Raw genomic sequence first — 23472 nt, 5'->3', positions numbered from 1 at the left:
GGTGTTCACGGTTATACTTCCTTTTCGGATTCCTTAGTTTCTAAGAAATCCTGTGTTGCATATTCAATCTCAATCCGATCTCCTGGAAAGACGTAAACTTTGTTGATAAGCCGGTCAATCAGAGCTTTTGTCAGCATGTTGGCGTTTCCGACTTCCTGCACAATTTCCTGTTGTTTCAGCTTAATCTCATAATCACTTTTTATCCGCTTTGTCTGTGCAGTGATGACAGCATGAACATTTTTGGCTTGTACCAGTTCCGTGTCATAAACCGCTTTTCGTGTTCGATAGGTTTCCAAATCAATCTCTCCGAGTGCATACTGCTCATAAAGATGCCGCTTGCTGTCTTGAATAGAACGGAGTTTTTCTTCATGTTCGGCCTGCTGGACTGTCTGCAAATCCAATTTATCCTTATTGCTATCAATTCCCAATGCCGGACACATTTGAGCCCGAATTGTTTCAAATACAACCTGCTCCAGATCTGCCATCTTTATGCGCACACCATGACAAGGAAGCGTTTCAGCCACCTCGGAATGACGGCAATAAAACCACGCATCATTTCGTAGAGCCATTGCATGATCGCAGCATCCACAGAATACCTTACCACGGAGCAGATAATCACGCGGCTTTTTATTTGACAGAGAGAAACGTTTAATAGAAGCATTGGCTTTCTCAAATAAATCCACACTTACAATAGCCGGATGATGGTTCGGTATTTTGAACCACTCACTTTCATCCTTTAACTGTGTATGTCGGCTGCCAATCTCTTTTACCTTTCTCTTGCCAATTACATAGGTACCGATATATCTTTGATCTTCTAAAATACGCAGGACCGTTGATGTACTCCAAACGCCGTTTGTTCGGGAAACATTGTAATAGTCCTTGCCTTTAAGTTTGCGATATTCCCCAGGGGTGGGGATATTCATGGCATACAGTTTTCTTGTGATCTCGGCTGCGGTGTTGCCTTCAGACGCCCATTGAAATATCATCTGCACATTCGGGGCAACATCCTCGTCCGGTTCCATACGTCCGTCTGCACTCTTGCGATAGCCGTAAGGACAGATGACACTCTGATATTCCCCACGACGCATCTTCGCGTATTTTGCACTTTTGGTTTTCATGGACATATCTCGGCTATAACACTCGCTAATAAGATACTTGAAAGCAATATCAATCCCTCCGGTATCACCTTTGAAATTAGCTGTGTCAAAATCATCACTGACGGAAATAAAACGGGTGTGGTAAAGAGGAAATACCCGCTCAATAAAATAGCCGGTTTCAATGCTGTTACGTCCAAATCGGGAAAGGTCTTTTACAATAATACAGTTGATCTTTCCGGCCTGAACCATTGTTAAAAGTTCCTGCACCGCCGGACGCTCAAAGTTTGTCCCTGTATGACCGTTGTCAATAAATTCCAAAATCTCACTATTATCCCATTCCGGCAGAGACATAGCTTTTTCACGAAGAATCAGTTTTTGATTTGGTATGCTCAAACTTTCGGTTTTGAAATCTTCCACAGAAAGACGGATATAAAGGGCAATCACATAGTTGCGCACGGTTCCACCGCCTTTCCCTGAAATTCATTTTTGAAACGGAAGGTTACATGAATATTCCGCTCGTGGTCGATCTCAATTCGTTCAATGAGCCGTTCAATCAGTTCTGCAGTCAGCACATGATCCTGTGCCAGTGTTTTTGCATCCTTTTCCATTGCACGGTATCGGGCAAGCTGGTTGTCCAGGGAGTCCATAGATTTTTCAAATACTTCAATCTCACCAGACAGAGCATTGATAGCATATTCATAATCCGCCTTCAATTCAAAGTATTCATCATTTGTCAAAATACCCTGCACAAAATTTTCATATAGACCACGGATCAGCCGGCGTGTTTTTTCAATTTCCTGCCGTTTGGCCGACATCTGAATTTTCAGCTTATCTTTTTCCTGTTTTTGTCTTGCCTCCAACTGAAAGAGTGGCAGCGACATTCCCAGCGCAACTGTCAGCTCTTTTTCAAGAATAGCCGTAACAATAGAAATCAGTTCCTTTTCCTGCATCGTTGCGCCTTTGCAGCTATCTTTTTCTACCCGGCTGTTTGTAAGGCAGTGGAACCAATAAGTATCGGGGCCTTTCCGGCGCTCGGCACGTTGCCGGTGAAGGCTTCTGCCACAATCAGCACAGAACACTTTGCCTTTGAAAATGTTTGGCGTGTAGGGGCGTTTTGGAGTTGCTTTGCTTTCTTCACAGATCTGTTTTCTGTATTCCTGAACTGCATTAAACAATTCATAGCTAATGATCGGTTCATGGGTGCATTTGGCAATAATCAGATTATCTTCTCCAGCCTTGACCTGCTGATGATCTACAATCTTTGTTTTTCCTTGCACCAGATCGCCTGTATAGACTTCGCTTTCTAAAATTTTCATCACTGTACGGGTCTGCCATTTGCCGCTTCCAATCAGGCCCGGACTGGTAATCTCGCCAGTGGCCTTTTTATAATGGCTCGGTGCCGGAATCCCCATCTCATTTAGATTGCGGACAATCCGGTTCAGAGACACATGCTCATGTGCCCATTCAAAAATCTGTTTTACCACAGGGGCAGTATTTTCATCAATCAGAAGTTTATGGCAATTATCAGGGTCTTTCCTGTAACCATAAGGTGCCCGTGCACCAATATAGTCGCCATCTTTCATAGCCTGCCGCGCTTGTGCTTTGATTTTTCGTCCAATGTCCAGAGCATAGGCTTCATTGATCATATTTTTCAAAGGCAGCATGATACCGCCATGAAGATTTCCGGAATCCGCTGTATCAAACTGATCCGTAACAGCAATGAAGCGAACATTATGAGCATGGAAATACTGTTCGATATAATAACCTGTGTCAATAGAATTTCGCCCTAATCGGGAAAGATCCTTAACAATCACACAGTTAATGTGGCCTGCTTCAATGTCAGATAGCATTTGCTGAAATCCAGGGCGGTGAAAATTTGTCCCTGTCGCTCCGTTGTCGATATAGGTATCATACACAACGAAGTCCGGTTTATCTGAAAGAAAGTCATTCAGTACCAGCTTTTGATTTTCTACTGAGCAGCCCCGCTTTTTGTTATCCTCCACAGAAAGACGGATATACAGAGCCACATGTACATATAAAGATGGTGCCAGCATAGGCGCTGCCGTCTGTTTTCTGCTTTTTCTTGCCATTTAGCCCACCATCCTTTCTTTATTTTTTGTAGCAATCTGTTCCGCCAAAGAGATTGCTTTCTGATATTCATCCTGGTAATTAAATTCAATATGCAGTTCATCTTTACCCATTACCCGTATGCTTCGGATAAGCTGCATGACTGCCCGGCGGTCAATATCCTCCATAGTAGAAAATTTCATAAAATGGTTGATCCAACGGTTTCGTTCGCTTCGGTTTTCCAATACATCTGTAAGTTTATCGTTCCATTCAGCGATTGCCTTTTGGAACAGTTCAATATCTGCATTGTATTTTCGCTTATAAGAGAGAAATTCTTCCTTTGTCAGAATTCCACTCACCAGATTTTCATAGAGTTTTGCCTTAAAGCCCTCGGTCTGTGCCACACGCTTTTCATTTACTCTGATCTGTGCGGCATATTCCTGCGCCAATTCCCGGTTGATCCGTTCCTGACTGATACTGGACAGCAGGGCATCCAGAGAAGCAACATTTTCAATATGTCCTTTCAAACTGTCCTGCACACATTCAATCAGATCCGACTCTTTCAGCATGACCGACGATGTGCAGCCATTCTTTTTGCCGGTCGGGCAGTAATAATAGTGATACTCTTTATCTTTATAGCGGTTCGTCTTGCGGGTCATACGGCAGCCACAGCAGCCGCAGATCAAAATACCGGAAAACAGGTAAACCTTATCCGATTTGGGAGAAGTCCTTGTGTCAATCCTGCGGAGCCGTTGCACCAGATCAAAATCGTGCTTTTGTATGATCGCTTCATGGGTTCCCTCCACACGAATCCATTCCGAAGAAGGTTTGTCCTCACGCTCTTTTAATTTGAAATGGGGCGTTGTCTGTTTGCCCTGGACCAGTGTTCCGGTGTAAGTTTCATCCTGCAAAATGCGGATGATTGTAGTTGCAGACCATTTGCAATCCTTTCGGTCTGTATAGCCACCTTTTGCATGAGGCATTCCGTGATTGCGCTTATACGCTAAAGGCGAAAGAATTCCTAATCGGTTCAGTTCATCCGCTATATGGGAAGCGCTGAATCCCTCCAGCCGTTTTCTGAAAATATCCCTCACAACATTAGCAGCATATTCGTCTACTTCCAGACTCTTGTGTTTATCGCCGACTTTCACATAACCATAAATGGTAAAAGCACCTACAAAATCCCCGCTGCGCCGTTTTACTTCCAGGGCGCTCCGTGTCTTAACAGAAATATCCCGACAGTAAGCCTCATTCATAATGTTTTTGACAGAAACCGTGAGATCATCGGCAGCGTCATTTTCCGTGTCCACATTATCGTTAATTGCGATAAAACGCACTCCATAGGCTGGAAATACCCTGCGCATATAACGGCCTGTTTCTATGTACTCACGACCTAAGCGGGAGAGGTCTTTGACAATCACACAGTTAGCTTCGCCTTGTTCGATCATCCGCATCATTTCCTGAAATGCCGGGCGATCAAACAAAACACCACTATAACCATCGTCAATTTTTTCTGCCACAACCTCAATTTCCGGGTGTCGGGCTATGTAGTCATCGATCAGGCGCCGCTGGTTAGCAACGCTGTCACTTTCTACTGTTTTATCATCCGTATAAGAAAGACGGATGTACTTAATCGCTTTGTAAATCTGCATAAAAAAACACTCCTTTCGTTGCACAGAAAAATCCCCGCAATTCAAGAAGTGTGGTTATTCCATATTCAATTCCTTTTCCGATTCTTATTCTACCATGCTTTTACGGAAAAGTCAGCCCCTTTCTTAAAATTGCAGCTATCGCAAAATACCCTTGATACATTCTTCCAGGGTAGCACCTTCAGCAGAAAAACTGGCTTGTACAGTAAAACGTCCACACTTAAAATGGTATGGATTTTTGATTTGCTGAACAAATTCTGCAATCCGTTCATCACGGGAAAGTTCTTTGTTGACAGAGACATCCCGAATGTCTACCAGCGTACCCACTTCACTGACAATGGTGTTCAATTCCATAGTATCAACTCCCTTCTGAAAACTGTGTTATCAAGACCACATGAATAGGTCGGATCTATGGTTATTACACACATAAATCCGGCCCATTATATCTGATTTCGATTTTACTGCCGTATTTGCCACGCACCCCGGCAAGTCCTTCTGTTATAAGGACGGGGCTGTTACAGGCTGCGGGTAGCGTCACCGCATCATAGTCCCACATACGCCGCCGCTTTGCCAGAGCAAGCAAACGCCGCAGGAACTCTCCCCAAGTCTTTAGGAAGCTGTGAAGAAGTACCATTATGATCTGTGTCGTTATCGCGTCCGGCCTGCCACAGCCGGTTTCGTAGGTTGCGTTTATCGCTCGGACAGCCTGGATTCATCACCTCCTTAGGCCGCCTGTCACCGCGCCGCCCCATCTGTCGCTCGGAACACAGAATGAAGTACCTGTAACAGCGTATATTCGGTTGTCAAGGAACAAGCAAGGGGCATGGCAGACAAATTGATATTACAGTTAGGGTGGAGGATGTATATGCTTCCTTACCACACCCGTCCGGCTTGTCCCGCCGAATATGTCCCTCTATTATACATTTCATTTTTGATGGTAATTTTCGGGGTCTGTATTCATTTTTTCTAAATTTTTTTTCAAACGCCGAAGTCCGCGTTGGATTCCTTCATGTACAGAGCTGACGCCGGTTCCTTCGCTTTTTGCAATATCCGATAAACTCATTCCCAACAGAAAATGTGAAGTGATACGGTTACGCTGTTTTTCCGGCAACGAGGCAAGCGCTTCATATAGTCTGGCGTTTTCTTCCTTCTGTTCAAAAATATCTGCCGGTGTCAAAACAAGCACCATAGCCTCATGTTCCACATTGATGTCATAATCCAAAGAAAAATAGGCTTTATGCCGGTATGTACGCAAAAAATAAGCTGCTTCAGCAAGTTTATATTCCCGGAGAATGTCCGCAACTTCATCCGGCACCTCAACGATCATGTCCTGTGTATAATACGGGTAATAATCCCGAAGATTGATTTTCTTCATAGTAATTTCCTCCAATTTCGATGTTTGAGTTGATGGCAAAAATCGAAATCAGAGGGTGGGCTGCGGCAGCGATAAGGTCTAAGTCTCTTTCTGATTAAAAAAAGGGTACAAAAAAGCGCGCCCGTACAAAGAACAGGCGCGCCAAAGCAGCAGTATGAAATTTTTCCGGGAGGTTGACAGCGAAAATGCTCAAACTTTGTCGAAACCAAAAACGCCGCAATCCATACGAGCTGGACTACGACGTATAGGTGACTGAATGTAAAGCAGTTTATCTGCGGATCTGTGTTGCATAGACGCATAGGCATTTCCTCCCATCAAGGAGGAACCTGAATCGGCTGCTTGATACCTCCTTGGGAGAAAATTATATCGTTTATGTTTCCTGTATCAGTCCGCAGACATTCGCTTTTTACTCTTTATATTCGCAATTTTCTACATATTCTGCTCTTAAAATATATGCTACAAAAAGCAAGCCCACAAGGGAAAACAACACCTTGTGGGCTCATGTTATAGATGTTCAAATTTATAGCCGATCCCGGCGACACTCTCAATATAGTTTGGAAGATCCGGTTCAAAGCGCAATTTCTTACGCAACTTACTTATATGATTATGAATCGCTTTTCTCGAATAGAAATCACAATCCTCTTTCCAAACCAAATCGGTAATCAGTTCGTAAGTAAAAACACGTTTGGGATTGGCAATGAGTAATGCCAGTATATCAAACTCCTTACTTGTCAGGTTGATAATCCGTTCGCGAACCCTGACAGTACGATGTTCCAGGCATAGATAAAGCTCGCCTTCCTGTATTTCTGTTAGAGGATTCTTCTTTGCTGCGGAGGAAGTGTGACAGGAATTGAGTACTGTTCCATGACAGACTCCTTGCTCCAAAATATATTGCATTAGAGCATTCTTTTGTTCCTCGTTAAGAAGCAGAAATAACTTTTCGCCAATCTGCTTGCCGGATTCTTCTATATCAAAAACAGCTAATGTCCCATCACATCATCACCTCCGTATTTTGATAAATTTATTGATTAGAGTTCAATTCTTGCTTTCGATGGATTATCTTCACAATAGGTAACTTTAATCGTTGTTCCCTTGTCAGGAATTTTGTTTCCTGCGCCAATCCATTTTCGGCAGATGTATTCTTTGCCGTCTATCGTATATTTGACCTTGATAGTATGCGGAAAGGCTGCGCCATCCATAGCATGAGCGCGGACAGGTTTACGATTCACTTTTAACCACCATTGTTTTGTAACTGAAATTACAGTTCCCATTGTTTCTTTTTCCATAAGTTCCCTCCGATTAAAAAAACACTCACAAGGTTCATCCTTGTAATTCTGTAACTGTGCTTCAGATTTTTTGATAACAGCTTATAATTCAGTTTTCCGAATAATTGCGATACATACTGTAAATATAATAATGCTGGAAATTACAGATAGTGCTATTGCAATCAAATAATCCGTGAATATCAGAGAACCATCATAAAGCATAGATAACTGTATGTTGGGAAGTAACCTCAACCAACTCTGCTCAGGAAATGCTTGAGCTGAATATGCCTTATTTGTAAAAACGACAAACAGAATGGCAGATGAAACTGATCCCGCAATAGCTAAGGCTCCTTTTCGTGTTACAATTACAAAGAAAAAGAAAACCATTGTCATAACAAAATAGAAAGGTAATCCCCTTAATATGTTATATAATATGTGACCTATAAAAACCGAGGCAGGGGTACTTGTTCCTAAAACCGCCGCTGCAATTCCGGTAGATATGGTTAAATAGGCAAGTATAATCAACAGACATCCAAGTAAATAGTGAATGAGTTTTGCCATCAAAAACTGCATACGGCTATATCCATGTGCAATAATATGAATAATTGTTCGATTGTTAAATTCGTCGGCAAACGATACTCCGGCATAGATAGCACAGGCCAAATATAGAACCATTACATCTTTTCCTAAATTAGTAAAGGCATTTTCAGCACTGGCATATACCTGCGTAAAAATAGAAATACACGCACAAGCAATAAGAACGGCAGAAATAATCCAAACAGATTTTTCATGTCCGAATTTATATAATTCCGCTTTCATCAATCGTTTCATTTTCCGCCCTCCAACATATCTTTATAAAAGCCTTCCAAGCCGTCAGAAGATTGCGGGATGGAGGAAGAAGATACTTCTCGTAGCAGTTTCCCATTATGTAAAAATCCGTAATGCGTAGCAATGTGCTCTAACTCGCTCAAAATATGGCTTGATATAACAATCGTAATACCATTCGTTTGATTAAGTGATAGTAGCAATTCTCTGATTTCAACAATCCCCATCGGATCGAGTCCATTGATAGGTTCGTCCAAAATAAGTATTTCAGGATCGTTCAATAGCGCAATCGCTAACGCAAGACGCTGCTTCATACCTAACGAAAGGTGACGGGCCTTTTTGTTTTGCTGCGTATCTAACCCAACTATTTGCAGCACACTGATAGCTTTTGAGGCATCTTTGTGACCGTTATATTGAATTTGCTGGACAAAAATGTTTTGCAATACAGTCATATCGGGATAAAGGGCTGGCATCTCAATCATAAAGCCAATTCTTCTGCGAGCCTCCGATAGTTCCTGTAAGGACACTGATTGCATGATTGAAAATGTGCCGGATGACGGCTTTGACAAACCTGCTAAAATTCGGAAAAGAGTTGTCTTTCCCGCTCCATTTTCTCCAACCAAGCCGTAGATGCTTTTTGACGGTACTGACATTGTTACATTCTCTAATATTTGATTTTGCCCATAATACTTGCATAGTTTACTTGTTGTAAGTGCATAGTCTCCCATAGTTGTTCTCTCCTTAATTTAATAAAAAAAGCAGAGCCAACCATAAAAGAGAATTTCTCCTTTATGTTATCGGCTCTGCGGCTGTGCGTCTGGCGCTTTGATAACGGTTATATGGAATTGTTCAATGTCGATTAGACATTCACTTTTGCATTTTGGACAAAAGAGAGGAAAATTTTTAAGTACGGTATCTTCCCGAATTTTGTCGCGTGTTTTATTCCCGCAGACTGGGCAGCGGATGAACTCTGTTTTCTCCATATTGTTCACTCCGAATAGCGATCATTCTTTTTCTTATCCCGATATTTCCGTATGAGTTTATTACGGATAGGAACGCCAACACCAAGCAAAAGCACAACTGCCAAAATTGTGAAATCCATACAATCACCTCACATTTCTTTGTTCTTCATAATCCGAATGGACAAGAAGATCGAAACCGCATACATCACGACAATAGCAAAAACCGCAAGGAAAACGAGAAGTATCGGAGAAGATTCAACGACTGAAATAATTGATTTCCCGATGGCTGGCATTTTAGAGAGAAGAAGTAAAGTCACCAAAAAACCGGCCACTGGAATATACATAAATACCCGTCCTTTGATTGAGCCGTACTTGTAATATCCCGGAATCTGGAACACAGTATAGAGTGCAAATAAGAATACTCCTGCAATAGCGGCAGTTACAATGTCAAATACGCCAACTGTTTCACCCAGCACTTTCAAGACAAGCGGCTGTGCAATCAAAGAAATAATCAAGGAAAGAAGCCCCATTGCAAGGACGAAAACATAGCGTCCGATCACAAGCTCGCTTTTCCGAACAGGTAAAATACCAAACAGACGATCCATACTGTTTTTTTCTGTGATGGAAAAGGTATATCCCGTCGTCATGGCAATAAAGCACATAGCAAATGATACCCCTGTCAGCAAAGAACGGTTGATTGCGGCAAACACAATCGGCAGAAGCAGGGTAAAGCAAATCGTCTTAAAATATGGTTTTACCAATGCAATATCTAATTTTGTGGATTTCAAAATATTACTCATAATCGTCACCTTTCTTGCTTGTAAACACTACAATTTCATCAATAGTGGCAGGCTCAACAGTCAGGTTGGAGAAACCGTTAATATCTTCGGTTTTCATCAGAGCCTCAAATCCCGTAGGGAATGTACGAATACCAGCCGCCTTATTTTTCAGATCATCGGACAGTTCCTCAATTCCACCTTTTACAATGCGGAACATATCTACAAAATCATCTTTGCTGCCAGTAAAGAACAACTCGCCATAACTGATGTAGGTAATATAATCGGCTGCACGCTCCAAATCGCCTGTGATATGGGTGGAGAACAAAACACTATGCTCGCCATCTTCAATATACTCTGAAAGAATTTTCAAAAGTTCATCTCTGGAAACCGGATCAAGTCCACTGGTCGGCTCGTCGAGGATCAACAGTTTGGCGTCGTATGAAAACGCACAGGCAAGCATTAACTTCATCTGCATACCTTTGGAAAGTTCTTTTACCTTTTTGGTTGGTGCAATGTGAAATTTCCGTAACATATCCACAAATTTCTGGCTGTCCCAATTTGGATAAAATACCGAAATGGATTTTTCAACCTGCGACACTTTCCAATCATCACTGAAATAATTTGTATCGAAAACAACGCCCAGCTCTGATTTTACTTTTTGTTCTTCTGCGATATTATCCAGCCCCATCACTTTGACTGTGCCGCCGGTGCGCTTGAGCATATTCAAAATCAGTTTGATTGTCGTTGTTTTGCCAGAACCATTCGGGCCGATCAAGCCCATAATATATCCCTTTGGCAAAGTAAAGCTGATATTGTGAAGCTGAAAAGAATCAAAAGATTTTGAAAGGTTCGTTACCTCTAAATAATTAGTCATCTGTTTTTACCTCCGTTAAAATGTCCAAAAGGCGATGTAATTCCTCTGTGGATAGATTTGCCATTCTTGCAGCTTTTATTGCTTCGGTGAGATTGTTTTCTACTTTGCAAATAAGCTGCTCCTTAATCAGTTCTGAACCAGACCCCATTACGAAACATCCGCGCCCCTGCACATTTTTAACAAAGCCCTCTTGCTCTAATTCTGTGTATGCCTTTGTCACTGTTAAGACGCTGATCTTTAAGTCTTTGGCAAGTGTTCTAAGGGAAGGCAAAGTTTCTTCGGCTTGAAGATCGCCAGATAAAATAGCCGCCTTGATCTGCTGTTTAATCTGCTCGTATATGGGGACGCCAGATACATTTGAAATAATCAGTTTCATTGCTGCATCCTCCGTGTGTTTTAACTGTTATGCTGTTGTGTATAACAGTATAACACGCAAGGCTCCAAAAAGCAATATAGTTTAAGAAAAGTTCATAATAGCAAAAATTGGTCGGGATAATAAAATTACTATCCTGACCAATTTCTTTTAACAGGAAGTGCCTATTTCATCCGCTAATATTCCATCCAACTTTATTCCACAAAAAACACCCCGTCTAATCAGTTCCGGGATATTTACCAGAGTAGTAATGAGGCTGTATTTTACTTTCTTTGTTTGCAGTAAATGCGGAACGCTGCTGCGCCGGTGGCCGCCAACTGCACCAGAACCAGCACAGCGAACAGGCCGAAGCTCTCATAGTAGAACAGTTCATCCCAGAACAGAAGAACATCACAGAGGGCAGTCAAGGCAACCGTCCAGCGGATGTGCCGGGCCAGCCATTGCCGGAACACCAGCACAAGGGCAACGGGCGGGACGATCAGCAGCGCCAGATTCAAAATCAATGTTGGGGTCAGTTCCATTGCGTCGCCTCCTCACTTTTGTTGATAAGGGTATTGTAAAACCCAAATGTCCGCGAAATGTTACAGCGGCCAAAAAATTTCATTGAAAATCGGGGTGAAATGTTACAACGCTCGGACATTTCAAAAATTTCCTTGAGGAACGGTAAAAAAGCGGGGTAGCACACGCCACCCCGCCAATCCCATACAGTTGCTATTCCGTTCTCAACCGTTCCACCAAAGTATCTTTCTCAATGGATCGGCTAACCCCATAGCTAATGCAAATCTGCAATCCAACAAGCAAAATGGAGAATAAAAGAATCGGGAATATATTAAACTCAAAAAGGATAAATTTCAGGGCCAATACCTTATTTGCCAAATAACATAGCAGGACACCTACTGTAACGCCAAAAAAGGTTGCCAATATTGCAGACTTTACACTAATGCTCATTCCCTCTCGGTAAAGCATTTTTCTTAGTTGCTGATTTGTCATTCCGACTGCCTGCAAAAGAGCAAATTCCCGTTTACGGACAATAGCGCTGCTGATTAGCATATTCACCATATTTAATAGCCCGAAAAGAATTACAAATGCAGAGATACCGTACAGACTGCTTGTGGTTGCCTTTATGAATCCTCTAATTGTAGAAAATTCTTCATCGTAAATTTTGAGCCTCAAATTCGGATTTCCGCTTATAAGCGCCATGATCCCATCTTGAACAGATTCCTTATAATCCGGGTCGCAAAAAACGGATAAATGTGATGTATTATTATAAGGGGAAAGTTCTGCTATTGCTTCGCTGGTACAATAGAACAACCCTGTTGATGGGAAGTAAGCAATCCCGGCAACGGTAAAAGTTTTTTCAATGGTTTGTCCGGCAACATCAAAATGGAATAATAGTGTATCTCCAATTTTCAAATCGCCATAGTTTGTATCACTTCGATCTGTACGGTATTTATTGACAACCATGCCATCCAGACCGACTTCATCATAATTGATTGTACCGTCCACAAGTTCACTTGCATTAGCAACAAGTTCTGGTGATAGACTGTTTACAGTTTCTAAATTGTCCTCTGGCGAATCGTAGACAACTTTTGATTCTACTAAGCGGCCCACGACACATCCATCCAATACAATCTTTTCTACGCCGGGAATTTTATATATTTGTGCCTGCAAATCCTCTGATAGAGGATTGTCTTGAATGATAGTCGGAAAACGCTCATAAAAGTTATCCATCTGTATGCCAATCTGGAAATCCTCGTCTAATGGATAGCTTTGTCGCAACATAGCCGGAAGATTGATGGAAGAAATAAGGATAGCTAATGCAATCATCAAGGTTCCACTAATGCTCAATGAAATAATTGACATACGGTTTTTCTTCTGATTCATTTTCAGGTTGCTTTGCGCCAAAGTGTTTGGTGTAATCCGCTTCAATGTTTTGTGTCCTTGTCCGGCCTTTTCCCCTTGAAATTTCATTGCTTCAATAGGAGAAGTTTTGGCAAGAAGTTTCGCCGGCTTTCTCAAAGCGAACTTGATAACAGCAAAAATCAAGAATCCAGACAATAAAACAATCGCCATATCATATAAAAGCCATCGTACCCCGGAGAGAATAACTACAATCAAAATAGAAATCAATGCTCCCAAAGGGATAAACCGTAATGCCAGTAAATTCCCCTGCATTTTCAAAAAGTAACGCAACTGTTTTTTCGTCGTCCCTAATGAAATAAACTGGGCATACATAGGCATCGAATTGACAATGGAAATATAAAAAATACTGTAAATTACAAAGCTGCTGGCGAACATAATGAATATCGCAAAAAAGACAATACCGACCGCCACAGCACCATCAATATAGATTCCATCAATATATCTGTCATTTAGTATGATGTCAAAATCTTTAATACCTTCGGCTTCACCCTTACTTTTTAAGAAATCTTTTTGAGTGTCAGGACTCATATCGGCTTTTTCCGAATTAAGTGAAACTAATACATCAACAGTCGAGGCAGTTTGTGTGCTGTAAGTTAAAGAAAGCTCGCTGTACTGTTGTGCATATTCTGTGCGGAAACGATCAGAGGTCAGAATATAAAACTGTTTTCCTTTTTCCTGCGTTTTGTTTTGGATAATGCCGCAAACAGTAAATGTGTTTTCTTTCAATTCGTTTGTCAAGGTGTCTACATATTCAAAGGAAAATGAATCACCTAATACCAATTTGTGAATAGACAGATAAGTTTCAGATACAAGTACCTCTGTGTTGCTTTGCGGTAGGTTTCCATCCATCAGTTCAAAGCCCAAAAAGGACATTGCCGAATCATCCATGTATGCCAGATCAGTGCGCCCATCACTGTTCACAATATTACCAAAAGTTTTGTAAACACCAACTGTTTCAAAATCATTATCGGTCTGTAACTTGTTTTTCGTATCTTCGCTCACAGCGCGAAACATAGCATGATAAGGTGCTTGTGTGGATTGTTTTAGTGCGTCATTTACTAAAATCGAAAAGACGGTTGCCATTAGGCAAGTCGCAATTACAATAATAATTGCAGTGATTAAAGTCTTGAGCTTATGTTCCTTTAGGTCAGCTTTCGCCAGTTTCTTTATAATAGTGCTGGTGTCATTCTCAAAAGGCCATGTCATCGCCTGCCACCTCCTTACTCCACAATTTTTCCGTCCTCAATGCGGACAATCCGATCTGCAAGGCGGGCTATGTCGTTGTTGTGGGTAATCATCACAACAGTTTGCCGGAACTCTGCACTGGTGCGCTTGATAAGCCCCAGCACCTCGGCGCTGGTCTTACTGTCAAGGTTGCCGGTCGGCTCGTCGGCCAGCACAATAGCCGGTTTGGTAATCAAGGCGCGGGCAATCGCCACACGCTGCTGCTGTCCGCCGGAAAGATTGTTCGGCATATTTTTCAGTTTATCTTCCAGTCCCAGCAGGTGAACGATCTCGTCCAAAAACTTCTGATCCACCGTGTCCCCGTCCAGCTCCACCGGCAGGACGATGTTCTCATACACATTCAGGATGGGAACAAGGTTATAGTTCTGGAAGATAAAGCCGATGTTGCGGCGGCGGAAGATGGTGAGCTGTTCGTCGTTCATTTTCGACAGCTCTTTGTCCCGGACAATCACATTGCCGGAAGTAGGGGTGTCCAGCCCGCCCATCATGTGAAGCAGGGTGGACTTGCCGCTGCCGGAGGTTCCCACAACGGCCACAAACTCGCCGTCCTCCACGGAGAAGTTCACGCCATCAAGGGCGCGGGTGATATTCGGCTCTGTGCCGTAATACTTTTTCAGGTTGATAGTCTGTAAAATGCTCATAAAATTCAATCCTTTCTTTGTTTGTTGTAAATGCGGAACGCTGCTGCGCCGGTGGCCACCAACTGCACCAGAATCAGCACAGCGAACAGGCCGAAGCTCTCATAGTAGAACAATTCATCCCAAAACAGGAGAACATCACAGAGAGCAGTCAAGGCAACCACCCAGCGGATGTGCCGGGCCAGCCATTGCCAGAACACCAGCACAAGGGTAACGGGCGGGACGATCAGCAGCGCCAGATTCAAAATCAATGTCGGAGTCAATTCCATTGCGTCGCCTCCTCACTTTTGTTGATAAGGTCATTGTAAAACCCAAATGTCCGCGAAATGTTACAGCGGCTAAAAAATTTCATTGAAAATCGGGGTGAAATGTTACAACGCTCGGACATTTCAAAAATTTTTTGAGAAATGGCGAAAAAAGCGGGGCAGCACACGCCGCCCCGCCGATCCCATACGGCTATTCCATCGTCCTGATTTGCTCAACAAGAGATTGCTTTTTCAGATTTCCAGTTGTGTAAGAAATCAAGGTGAATTGCACAATCAGCAGGATTGCTAAATATATCAATACGATCAGCCACGGAAATGAATAGTGAAAGTATGGATTCATCGTTTTCACAACTACCTGTACGGATAGGAAGCCCAGTCCAGTCCCTAAAACCAATGTTACCAGCGTAGCAAAAACTGAATACATCAACCCCTCATAGCACAGCATTTTGATAAGCTGCTTTTTACTCAAACCAATCGCCTGTAACATTCCAATTTCCTGCCTGCGGGACAGAAAGTTTGTGATTGTCGTATTGACAAGGTTGATTAAAGAAAAGCACACGACAATAACAGCCACGATCAACAATACTCCGAAAGAAAGTTGTTGAAGTCCGCTATAATAAGTGATACTTTCTTTTATGGTTTCCATAACCAAATCGCTATTTCCGTCTATCAGTTGATTTAATGCAGCTTCAACCGTATCATATTTTTCCATATCGGTAATTACGGAAATCGTACCTGTGCAATCTATCCCGGTCGCTTCATTCATAAACTGCTCCGGAAGCGCAAAGCATTTTGAGAAGCCGGAGTAAGAATATTCGTTTACAATGCCCATGACGGTATAGGTCTTTGAGCGAATTTGGCCGGATTCGGTTTTATAGTCCACTTCGACGGTATCACCCAACGCGGCCTCAATATCATAGAAATCGGCACGCTCTTGAAGCAAGACAATTCCATTGCCTGCCACCAGTTCATCATAATCAGTCGTTCCCGCAATTCGCTCTTTCTCCAAATTCTGCTGTTCATCTCGGCAAAAGCCCTGAATCCATTTTCCAGAATTACCATTTACACGATATTCTGCGTCCGTGTAATACCAGCGCTTGATTCCTGTAACCCCATCAATAGATTCTACTGCATTTACAAAATCGGCATTTAGAAAATTCTTTTGCTGCAATCCAGACAAAGAAATACCAGCAGTGTCCCACGATTGATTTGCGTTGAGCTGAATGTTAAATTCACCGACAGGGAAAGCCCTGCCTCTTGCCTCTGCAACGCCATCATAGGAAACTAACATTGTCGAAATCAATACAACCAATACTCCGCCGAGTGAAAGAGAAAGTATTGTTAAAGTGGACTTTGCCTTTTGTCTGGACAGATTCATTTTAGCAAGTGAAGCAGGCGTTATTTTACGGTGCAACACGGAACTTTCTTTCATCTTCCCCTGATAATCGGAATATCGCAATGCTTCCAGCGGAGATACTGCCGCAGCTCTTTTTACAGGAGTATGAATGGCAATCATCACAATAATAAATGCAAAAAGGCCAACCCCGGCCGTCACACATAAAGTAGTCAGCCAGTACCAACCGGCAGGAATCAGGAAGTACCCAATCACATTTCCAATAACCAGACCAATCGGGATAGCAATGGCAGCAAGTAATTTTCCCTCGCGGTAAACCATCTTTTTGATCTGTCGTTTTGTAGTTCCGATTGTGCGAAGCTGTCCATAGTTACGGATACTGCTTGCTACTGAAATATAAAAAATCGAATAGATCACAATGCCGGAACCAATGAAAGTTACAAAACCGATCAAGAAATAGAACAGCATATCGCTTCCGTGATTTTCGTCCTTTAAGTTAAAATATGTGGAACGGACAATCACACTATCATCGGAAATTTCTAATTCCTGTGCCAGAGTGTTTGCATAGTTGGTGGCTTCTTCCTCGCTCATATTTTGAGCGCCTTTCAGCCCAATGTAATAATCAATCATGCCCTCGTCGCCATACTGCTGTCTTACTAATTCTTTCGATATAATGGCTGTATAGCGCCCAATATCGCCGGTTTTCACATCTAAGATTCCCGTCAATTTGAAATCATGGGTAGTGCCGTCAGAAAAGGGGATTTGAATTGTCTGTCCCAATTCATTTGAATAGCCCAAACTATCCAAAAAGGATTCTTGCACTACAATTTCATTCTCCGAAGCTGGTAAATCTCCCGAATAGGGCATACTTTGGGATTTTAGCATATCTGCATTTGCATAAGTAAAATTCACGGTTGAATGGTTTACCTGTTCAGAAAATGCGTTAAAAAATTCCCCAACCCACGCAATTTCTTCTTGCTTGTATAGTTCCTGTCCCTGTTGTTCAGAAATCGCATGATACATAATCTGCGCTGTTTTTTGGTTGCGGTTCTGCGTTTCCTGCATAACCCCAAAGCCATAGAGGACAATAGCAGATAGCAATGCGCTGGCAAGTGCAATCGTCAAAACAATAAAGATATTTCTTTTTCGATTTGCCGATATACTGCGGTTTGATATGCGCTTTACTATGGCGCTGGTATCATTTTCAAAAGGCCATGTCATAGCCTGCCACCTCCTTACTCCACAATCTTGCCGTCCTCAATGCGGACAATCCGATCTGCAAGGCGGGCAATGTCGTTGTTGTGGGTAATCATCACGACAGTTTGCCGGAACTCCGCACTGGTGCGCTTGATAAGCCCCAGCACCTCGGCACTGGTCTTGCTGTCAAGGTTGCCGGTCGGTTCGTCGGCCAGCACGATAGCCGGTTTGGTAATCAGGGCGCGGGCAATCGCCACACGCTGCTGCTGTCCGCCGGAAAGATTGTTCGGCATATTTTTCAGTTTATCTTCCAGCCCCAGCAGGTAAACGATCTCGTCCAAAAACTTCTGATCCACCGTGTCCCCGTCCAGCTCCACCGGCAGGACAATGTTCTCATACACATTCAGGATCGGAACAAGGTTATAGTTCTGGAAGATAAAGCCGATGTTGCGGCGGCGGAAGATGGTGAGCTGTTCGTCGTTCATTTTCGACAGCTCTTTGTCCCGGACAATCACATTGCCGGAAGTAGGGGTGTCCAGCCCGCCCATCATGTGAAGCAGGGTAGACTTGCCGCTGCCGGAGGTTCCCACAACGGCCACAAATTCGCCGTCATTTACGGAGAAGTTCACGCCGTCAAGGGCGCGGGTAATGTTCGGCTCTGTACCGTAATACTTTTTCAGGTCGATAGTCTGTAAAATGCTCATAAAATTCAATCCTTTCTTTGTTTGTTGTAAAAGCGGAACGCTGCTGCGCCGGTGGCCGCCAACTGTACCAGAATCAGCACAGCGAACAGGCCGAAGCTCTCATAGTAAAACAGTTCATCCCAAAACAGGAGAACATCCCAGAGGGCAGTCAAGGCAACTGTCCAGCGGATGTGCCGGGCCAGCCATTGCCGGAACACCAGCACAAGGGTAACGGGCGGGACGATCAGCAGCGCCAAATTCAAAATCAAGGTAGGGGTCAGTTCCATTGCGTCGCCTCCTCACTTTTGTTGATAAGGTCATTGTAAAACCCAAATGTCCGCGAAATGTTACAGCGGCCAAAAAATTTCATTGAAAATCGGGGTGAAATGTTACAACGCTCGGACATTTCAAAAAAATTTACGGCGGGCAGCCGGAAATGGCCGTCCGCCGCGTTCTATTTTGTAGGCAGCATAATGGAAAATTCTGAACCCTTGCCCGGCTCCGAAACCACTTTGATATAGCCGCCCTGCCGCGTTACAATCTCGCGGGCCAGATACAGGCCAATGCCCACGCCCTGCTGTTCGTGTACTTCTTCCTCACGATAGAAGCGCCGGAAGATGGCAGCCTGATTGCTTTCGGAAATGCCCTTGCCGGTGTCGGTCACTTTGATCTCCACATACATTTCCCACAGCACCACCGACACAGCGATTTTCCCGCCCGCCGGGGTGTACTTCACCGCATTGTCCAACAAGTTAAAGAGGGCTTCGGATGTCCACTTGCTGTCATGGGAAACGGTCAAATCCTCCGGGCAGTCCACAGACACGGCGATTTCCTTTTTCTCCGCTGCATACACGATCCCACTCATGGCCTGCGCCACGGTATCAAAGAGGCGGCTCAGCTTCTTGTCCAACTGGATCACGCCTGTTTCCAGACGGGAGGTTTTCACAAGGGCCTGAAAGAGAAAGTCCAGCTTATCCGTCTGGCTGCGGATTCCCCGGATAAAGTCGGTGCGCTCCGCCTCGGTCATAGGCTTTTCCAGCAGGGTGTCCGTCGCCATTTTCAGATTGCTTACCGGCGTTTTCACCTGATGGGAAATATCCGATACAAGGGTCTGTAACTCCTGCCGTTCCTCGTCCACCCGGCGGCGGTTCTCCTGCATGATCTGGTAAAGCCTTGCCAGCCGGTGTCCGATTCTGGCAAGCTGGGTTTCGCTGTCCTCTGGGCGCTGGGGCGCTTCATTCCCAGCGATCATGTGGTCTAAAGTCTGGCACAGGTCAGCGGTAAACTGCGACAGCCGCTTTCCAAACGCCTGCGTCAGTACAAAAATCCCCACAAGGGCGCACAGCAGCAGCGCCCCGCCCGTCAGCAGCACCGCAATCTGTTTTGTCACAAGAAACAGGGCTATGGTAATCCCGGACATGGAGAGGACAAGCCCTATTGCCACCCGGCCAAACAGCCGCTTTACCGAGAGGTTTTGAAACTTCATTTTGCCTCGCCTCCCGTCCATTGATAGCCCATGCCGTAAACGGTCTTGATGTAGGGCGCGCCGCCGTCGGCTTCGATCTTGCTGCGAATCCGGCTGATGGAGGTTGTCAGGGTGTGTTCGTCCACAAACCTTTCGTCTATATCCCACAGCTTTTCCAAAAGCTGCCCACGGGTCAGCACTTGCCGGGGATTTTTGCGGAACAGGTTCAGCATTTTGTACTCCATCGGGGATAGGGTCAGGGGCTTGCCATTTAAGGAAGCCGTCTGCTCCGAGAAGTCCAGAAACAGCCGCCCGTCGTCGTAAATGTCCTTGGCCGGTTTGTGGTGTTCCAGCATGGCGAACATGGCTTTGATTTTCCGCTGCAAGGCCCCAATCACAAAAGGCTTTGTGATGTAGTCCACCGCACCCACCTCATAGCCCCGTATCTGGTCGCTCTCCTGATCGTTGGCGGTCAGGAATATTACGATGGTGTCCGGGTGCTGGGGCTTTATCAGCTTGCACAGCTCAAAACCGTTCCCGTCCGGCAGGTTGATGTCCAGCAGCACTAAATCAAATTCCCGCTGGCGGATGGCGTCGGCTGCGGTTCTGGCATTTAGGGCAGAAGTCACGCCGTAGCCGTCTGCGGTCAGGTTATAGTCTAACATCTTATTCAAAAAACTGTCGTCCTCGACAATTAAAATCTGCTTCATATCCTCACTTCCTTTGCTTTTTGCAGATAGTATAACAGGCAAATGTCCTTAGTTGCAGAAAACACAATTTTCTGATAAAGGAAAATTTACTCCATTGTTTTAATGCGCTCGATCACAGGATGTCTTTTGCTATATCGTACAGAGAAAACGGAGTAAGCTGCCAGTATGAAGAAAAGCGCTACAAAATATATGCTTATTTCTAAAACTGGAAAATGATAAGTCAATGTCCCGAATGTCCCAACCTGATTGAAAACTTTGCAAAGTACAAATCCTGTTAAAGTTCCAATCGTTAAAGTTAGAATAGCCGTACCAGAAACATAATAGAAACATTCTGTTTGCAGCATTTTGGAGAATTGCTTACTGCTCAATCCCACAGACTGTAAAATACCAAATTCCTGCTGTCTTGATATAATGTTTGTCATTAGCGTGTTGATAAGGCTGATTAGCCCAAAAACAGCAATGAAAAATACCAATCCGTATAACGGCATTTTTATGTTATCCATTTCCTCTTGCAGATAAGTAATAATATCGCTGATACTGAAAACTTCTATACCTCCACGATTTTCCGCCAACTGGAAAATCTTATTCTCAACTTCTGTAAGCTGATCTCTTTCCACATCTACAATGCAGGTTATGTTGAAGTTGGAAACATTTTCTTTCATCATAGGTAAGAGTTCCTGCGGAAAATAGAAAGAAGCTGAATCCCCACCGAGATTAGGAGCTTTCCCAATCCCCATTACAGTAAATTCTTCCCATTGTCCATCCGCTGTTTCCACTTTGACTATATCGCCAATTTGAGGAGTGTAATTATAATAGTCGCTTAACAGCTTGGCGGAATTATCAACGATAACTCCTTTTCCATTGATAAGTTTCTGGCGGTCTGCGGTTCCCTCAATTAGTCCTTGTGAAAAGGCCTCGTACTGATTTTCGGGGATTCCAATTTGGGTAAAGAAATGGCTGTTACCATCCTTGAAAGGAGTGGGAAATTCCATATTTGAAACACAGCCCTGTATAAATTCAATATTCTTTACGCCATCCATATCTGAAATCGTTTCTTCCAAAACTTCATCCAATGGATTTTTTGTTTGAAGTGCATTGATCCCGGCGGGGCGATCTTCCGCATTTGTGTTGGCGGGATCAAGGGAAAGTACAATGTCGCCATTTGCAAATTGCTGTTTTGCCATGCTTTCTACATCAGTTGAATTAAGGTAGGTGGCGGCACACATCAGTAAAACTCCGGCAAATCCCAAAGACAATATGGTTAGTATAGCTTTTTTCTTGTTCCGGGCAAAGCTCATTCGGGCAAGCGAAGATGGCGTGATTTTTCGATGTTCGATCCGCGTTTTTTCTGTCGCCGGTGTATCAGTCGTATTGATTCGCAGCGCCTCAATAGGCGATACCATAGAGGCTTTCTTTACAGGGGTATGGACAGCAATTTTTAAGGCAATTTCTGTAACAAGGGCAATCACAACGGCACATTCCAGTGTAGTCATCCAATGCCAGCCGTCCGGGACGAAACAATAGCCCAAAACACTTCCCAATACAACGCCGATAGGAATTGCAGCACAGGATAACAAAAAACTTTCTTTTCGCACGATACGCTTGATCTGAACCGATGTAGCCCCCAGCACACGCAGTCTGCCATATTCATGTGTTTTCCCGATAACAGAAATGTAGAACAGGCTGTAAATAACCAAAGAACAGGCCAGTACAATTAAACTGCTTGCTCCGATAATCACCAATAGCTCCTGCGTGGATTTTTCTTCTGCCAATCCAAAGTAGGTAGAGCTATACATAACATACTGTTCAGGTACACCGCTTTGTTCCGCAATTTCGTTTATCAGCAGTTTCAAAGTTTCGCTGTCCATATTTTCGGTATTTTTCACGCGAACCAAAAGATCGTAACAGTTTGCTTTTCCATACCGGCTATATAAGCCATCCGATACAATGACTTGATAAATACGGGACGCATTACTGCTTTGAATAATGCCGCAAACATGATATGTCTGATTTTCTCCAAAAGGCATATCCAGTGTAACGGTTTGATCCAGTTGAACCGGCAGCCCTAAATGCTCCAAATAGGACTGTTCCACAATGATTTCATTTTCTGCCTCCGGCATTTTTCCCAGCAAGTCAGTAACGCCTTTTAGTTCAAGTGCATTTTGATCTCTGTAATACACATCCAAAGTGTAGTCATTGATACGGCTCGTTCCCATTGCAGCCTCTTTGCCGACTGCTTCAATCTGGTTGTTATGTTCCAGTTTTTCAAAGACGGCACTGGTACTGTTAATAAAGCTGCTCTGGTAGCGTCCTTGCAGATAAAGCCTATTTTCACGGTCTGTTCCGAGATTATATAGTGCTAATACCATCATCAAACTAACTGCAAAAGCAATCGTTATGATAATAAACGCATTGCGTCTTTTATCCGCTTTCATGCTTCGGTCTGCTAATTTTTTTACAATGGCGCTGGTGTCATTCTCAAAAGGCCATGTCATAGTTGTATCACCTCCATATTTGATAAGGCCATTGTAAACCCCAAATGTCCGCGAAATGTTACAACGGGCGGAAAATTTTAATTTTTTGCATTTCTCTGTTATAGCAGTTCAAAATAATAACTCTATTATAGGCAGTTATCAAAGGTTTATCAATGCGGCAACTGTAAACAGATCCTCTGCCAAAGACTCTTAAAACTACTGGCAAGCAATGCAATCTTCCGTAAGATTGC

23 protein-coding genes are annotated in these 23472 nt (G+C 43.6%); all 23 read right to left on the bottom strand.

Annotated elements, in window-relative coordinates:
* Window positions 1–11: 11 nt before the first annotated feature.
* The 23 genes from NQ534_RS06185 to NQ534_RS06075 all read right to left on the bottom strand — a co-directional run bounded on the left by NQ534_RS06185 (window position 12) and on the right by NQ534_RS06075 (window position 23242).
* A complete protein-coding gene (locus tag NQ534_RS06185; protein WP_040782674.1) occupies window positions 12–1553 on the bottom strand; it encodes a recombinase family protein in 1542 nt (513 codons plus the stop codon).
* Window positions 1538–3187, bottom strand: a complete 1650-nt coding sequence (locus NQ534_RS06180) for a recombinase family protein (protein WP_006861344.1) — start codon at window positions 3185–3187, stop codon at window positions 1538–1540. The genes NQ534_RS06185 and NQ534_RS06180 overlap by 16 nt, the downstream gene beginning before the upstream one ends.
* On the bottom strand, window positions 3188–4816 hold the full coding sequence (locus NQ534_RS06175; protein WP_006861343.1) for a recombinase family protein: 1629 nt from the start codon (window positions 4814–4816) through the stop codon (window positions 3188–3190).
* 135 nt (window positions 4817–4951) lie between these two features.
* Complete coding sequence (locus tag NQ534_RS06170; RefSeq protein WP_005361189.1) at window positions 4952–5167, bottom strand: DUF6870 family protein; 216 nt, start codon at window positions 5165–5167, stop codon at window positions 4952–4954.
* Between the two features lie 571 nt (window positions 5168–5738).
* Window positions 5739–6188, bottom strand: a complete 450-nt coding sequence (locus NQ534_RS06165; protein WP_006861340.1) for a sigma-70 family RNA polymerase sigma factor — start codon at window positions 6186–6188, stop codon at window positions 5739–5741.
* 504 nt (window positions 6189–6692) lie between these two features.
* Window positions 6693–7085 carry a winged helix-turn-helix domain-containing protein gene (locus tag NQ534_RS06160; protein WP_006861339.1) on the bottom strand — a complete coding sequence of 131 codons (393 nt, stop codon included), beginning with the start codon at window positions 7083–7085 and terminating at the stop codon, window positions 6693–6695.
* A 131-nt stretch (window positions 7086–7216) separates the two neighbouring features.
* On the bottom strand, window positions 7217–7474 hold the full coding sequence (locus tag NQ534_RS06155; RefSeq protein ID WP_006861338.1) for a DUF3592 domain-containing protein: 258 nt from the start codon (window positions 7472–7474) through the stop codon (window positions 7217–7219).
* Between the two features lie 81 nt (window positions 7475–7555).
* Window positions 7556–8284: an ABC transporter permease gene (locus NQ534_RS06150; protein WP_006861337.1), complete on the bottom strand. Its 729-nt coding sequence runs from the start codon at window positions 8282–8284 to the stop codon at window positions 7556–7558.
* Complete coding sequence (locus NQ534_RS06145; RefSeq protein ID WP_006861336.1) at window positions 8281–9006, bottom strand: ABC transporter ATP-binding protein; 726 nt, start codon at window positions 9004–9006, stop codon at window positions 8281–8283. Before NQ534_RS06145 ends, NQ534_RS06150 begins: the two co-directional genes overlap by 4 nt.
* A gap of 66 nt (window positions 9007–9072) precedes the next feature.
* A complete protein-coding gene (locus tag NQ534_RS06140) occupies window positions 9073–9261 on the bottom strand; it encodes a cysteine-rich KTR domain-containing protein (protein WP_006861335.1) in 189 nt (62 codons plus the stop codon).
* Between the two features lie 128 nt (window positions 9262–9389).
* A complete protein-coding gene (locus NQ534_RS06135; RefSeq protein ID WP_006861334.1) occupies window positions 9390–10040 on the bottom strand; it encodes an ABC-2 transporter permease in 651 nt (216 codons plus the stop codon).
* A complete protein-coding gene (locus tag NQ534_RS06130) occupies window positions 10033–10893 on the bottom strand; it encodes an ABC transporter ATP-binding protein (RefSeq protein ID WP_006861333.1) in 861 nt (286 codons plus the stop codon). Before NQ534_RS06130 ends, NQ534_RS06135 begins: the two co-directional genes overlap by 8 nt.
* The gene (locus NQ534_RS06125; RefSeq protein WP_006861332.1) at window positions 10886–11269 is read right to left on the bottom strand and encodes a GntR family transcriptional regulator; all 384 of its coding nucleotides are present in this window, start codon (window positions 11267–11269) and stop codon (window positions 10886–10888) included. The genes NQ534_RS06130 and NQ534_RS06125 overlap by 8 nt, the downstream gene beginning before the upstream one ends.
* A gap of 260 nt (window positions 11270–11529) precedes the next feature.
* Entirely contained in the window at window positions 11530–11787 is a 258-nt protein-coding gene (locus NQ534_RS06120; protein WP_006861331.1) for a hypothetical protein, read from the bottom strand.
* A gap of 190 nt (window positions 11788–11977) precedes the next feature.
* A complete protein-coding gene (locus NQ534_RS06115) occupies window positions 11978–14395 on the bottom strand; it encodes an ABC transporter permease (protein WP_006861330.1) in 2418 nt (805 codons plus the stop codon).
* 14 nt (window positions 14396–14409) lie between these two features.
* The gene (locus NQ534_RS06110; protein ID WP_006861329.1) at window positions 14410–15075 is read right to left on the bottom strand and encodes an ABC transporter ATP-binding protein; all 666 of its coding nucleotides are present in this window, start codon (window positions 15073–15075) and stop codon (window positions 14410–14412) included.
* Between the two features lie 5 nt (window positions 15076–15080).
* On the bottom strand, window positions 15081–15341 hold the full coding sequence (locus NQ534_RS06105; RefSeq protein WP_006861328.1) for a hypothetical protein: 261 nt from the start codon (window positions 15339–15341) through the stop codon (window positions 15081–15083).
* A gap of 187 nt (window positions 15342–15528) precedes the next feature.
* Window positions 15529–17913 (bottom strand): ABC transporter permease, encoded by a 2385-nt coding sequence (locus NQ534_RS06100; protein WP_006861326.1) that lies wholly within the window; start codon window positions 17911–17913, stop codon window positions 15529–15531.
* Window positions 17914–17927: 14 nt separating this feature from the next.
* Window positions 17928–18593, bottom strand: a complete 666-nt coding sequence (locus tag NQ534_RS06095) for an ABC transporter ATP-binding protein (protein ID WP_006861325.1) — start codon at window positions 18591–18593, stop codon at window positions 17928–17930.
* A gap of 5 nt (window positions 18594–18598) precedes the next feature.
* On the bottom strand, window positions 18599–18859 hold the full coding sequence (locus NQ534_RS06090) for a hypothetical protein (RefSeq protein ID WP_006861324.1): 261 nt from the start codon (window positions 18857–18859) through the stop codon (window positions 18599–18601).
* Window positions 18860–19026: 167 nt separating this feature from the next.
* Complete coding sequence (locus NQ534_RS06085; protein WP_006861323.1) at window positions 19027–20058, bottom strand: sensor histidine kinase; 1032 nt, start codon at window positions 20056–20058, stop codon at window positions 19027–19029.
* Window positions 20055–20747: a response regulator transcription factor gene (locus NQ534_RS06080; RefSeq protein ID WP_006861322.1), complete on the bottom strand. Its 693-nt coding sequence runs from the start codon at window positions 20745–20747 to the stop codon at window positions 20055–20057. Before NQ534_RS06080 ends, NQ534_RS06085 begins: the two co-directional genes overlap by 4 nt.
* A gap of 86 nt (window positions 20748–20833) precedes the next feature.
* Window positions 20834–23242 carry an ABC transporter permease gene (locus NQ534_RS06075; RefSeq protein ID WP_006861321.1) on the bottom strand — a complete coding sequence of 803 codons (2409 nt, stop codon included), beginning with the start codon at window positions 23240–23242 and terminating at the stop codon, window positions 20834–20836.
* Window positions 23243–23472 lie beyond the last annotated feature (230 nt).

The organism is Marvinbryantia formatexigens DSM 14469, from assembly GCF_025148285.1.
GTDB lineage: Bacteria > Bacillota > Clostridia > Lachnospirales > Lachnospiraceae > Marvinbryantia > Marvinbryantia formatexigens.
The sequence above is the reverse complement of the archived record's forward strand: the minus strand, read 5'-3'. Positions and strand labels throughout refer to the sequence as shown.